Annotated in this window: 1 rRNA gene; it reads right to left on the reverse strand. The window is 54.7% G+C overall.

Annotated elements, in window-relative coordinates:
* Positions 1-2,185: ribosomal RNA gene (locus IEX05_RS15095) — 23S ribosomal RNA — on the reverse strand; the annotation flags it as partial.
* Positions 2,186-2,387 lie beyond the last annotated feature (202 nt).

Consider the following 2,387-nt stretch of genomic DNA (forward strand, 5'->3'; position numbering starts at 1 on the left):
GGAATCGTTACGCCATTCGTGCAGGTCGGAACTTACCCGACAAGGAATTTCGCTACCTTAGGATGGTTATAGTTACCACCGCCGTTTACTGGGGCTTAAATTCTGAGCTTCACACCAAAGTGTTAACCCGTCCTCTTAACCTTCCAGCACCGGGCAGGCGTCAGTCCGTATACATCGTCTTACAACTTCGCACGGACCTGTGTTTTTAGTAAACAGTCGTTCCCCACTGGTCTCTGCGGCCCACACACCCTTTCAGCAGCAAGTGCCTATAAGTGCTGGGCGCCCCTTCTCCCGAAGTTACGGGGCCATTTTGCCGAGTTCCTTAACCACGATTATCTCGATCTCCTTGGTATTCTCTACCTAACCACCTGAGTCGGTTTGGGGTACGGGCAGCTAGAACCTCGCGTCGATGCTTTTCTCGGCAGCATAGGATCACCCACTTGATACGCATCACGTCTCAGCCATCACGACTCCCGGATTTGCCTAGGAATCGGCCTACACGCTTACACTGGACACCATCTGCCAGCTGGGCTACCTTCCTGCGTCACACCTGTTAATACGCTAACCGCACCAGCATGGGGTCATGCGCTCCACCACCCGGCGCCACCCGAAGGTGACAATGAATGGCTTTGGGCACTTAGCACCACTGGATTAGCTTGGGCGGTTCTTCGCCGGTACGGGAATATCAACCCGTTGTCCATCGACTACGCCTGTCGGCCTCGCCTTAGGTCCCGACTTACCCAGGGAAGATTAGCTTAACCCTGGAACCCTTGGTTATTCGGAGGACACGTTTCTCACGTGTCATTCGCTACTCATGCCTGCATTCTCACTCGTGTGGCGTCCACGGCTGGATCACTCCGCCGCTTCACCCACCACACGACGCTCTCCTACCCATCAACACGACTGGCCCGAAGGCAATCGCATGTGTCAATGCCACAACTTCGGTGGCGTGCTTGAGCCCCGCTACATTGTCGGCGCGGAATCACTTGACCAGTGAGCTATTACGCACTCTTTCAAGGGTGGCTGCTTCTAAGCCAACCTCCTGGTTGTCACAGCAACTCCACATCCTTTCCCACTTAGCACGCGCTTAGGGACCTTAGATGGTGGTCTGGGTTGTTTCCCTCTCGACGATGAAGCTTATCCCCCACCGTCTCACTGCTGCGCTCTCACTTACCGGCATTCGGAGTTTGGCTGACGTCAGTAACCTGTTGAGGCCCATCGGCCATCCAGTAGCTCTACCTCCGGCAAGAAACACGCAACGCTGCACCTAAATGCATTTCGGAGAGAACCAGCTATCACGAAGTTTGATTGGCCTTTCACCCCTATCCACAGCTCATCCCCTCAGTTTTCAACCTAAGTGGGTTCGGCCCTCCACGACGTCTTACCGTCGCTTCAGCCTGGCCATGGATAGATCACTTCGCTTCGGGTCTAGGACACGCGACTGAATCGCCCTATTCAGACTCGCTTTCGCTACGGCTACCCCACCCGGGTTAACCTCGCCACGTATCACTAACTCGCAGGCTCATTCTTCAAAAGGCACGCTGTCACCCCAACAAGGAGGCTCCAACGGTTTGTAAGCAAACGGTTTCAGGTACTATTTCACTCCCCTCCCGGGGTACTTTTCACCTTTCCCTCACGGTACTAGTCCGCTATCGGTCATCTGGAAGTATTTAGGCTTATCAGGTGGTCCTGACAGATTCACACAGGATTTCACGGGCCCCGTGCTACTTGGGATCCCCACCACCGCAGAACACGCATGTCGACTACGAGACTGGCACTCTCTCTGGTCCCGCTTTCAAACGGGTTCGTCTATACGCTTCTGTACGGTCGAAGACTCGGCAGAATCTTCAAGTAGGTCCCACAACCCCGCACGTGCAACGCCTGCCGGCTTGAACACACGCACGGTTTAGCCTCATCCGCTTTCGCTCGCCACTACTCACGGAATCACTATTGTTTTCTCTTCCTGTGGGTACTGAGATGTTTCACTTCCCCACGTTCCCTCTACCCGCCCTATATATTCAGGCGGGAGTCACCAGAACACTCGCGCGTCTGGCGGGGTTTCCCCATTCGGAGACCCTGGGATCACAGCCCGCTTATCGGCTCCCCCAGGATTATCGCAGATTGCTACGTCCTTCTTCGGCTCCAGATGCCAAGGCATCCACCGTTTGCTCTTAAAGACTTGAAATCACATGAGCCACAGAAATATCTATCTGTGTTCGCTTCTTTAAGATGCTCGCGTCCACTGTGTAGTTCTCAAAGTACAATCGCACCCCACCCGCCACAGACCCAGTCTGTCTTGGCATGAGAGCGAGAAAGCTGCAACCAGACCTCCAAAGAGATCACCGGCTGAGCCTTCAGGACCCAACAACGTGCATGCACCCCGACCC

The sequence above is a fragment of the Microbacterium nanhaiense genome (assembly GCF_014646015.1).
Lineage (GTDB): Bacteria > Actinomycetota > Actinomycetes > Actinomycetales > Microbacteriaceae > Microbacterium > Microbacterium nanhaiense.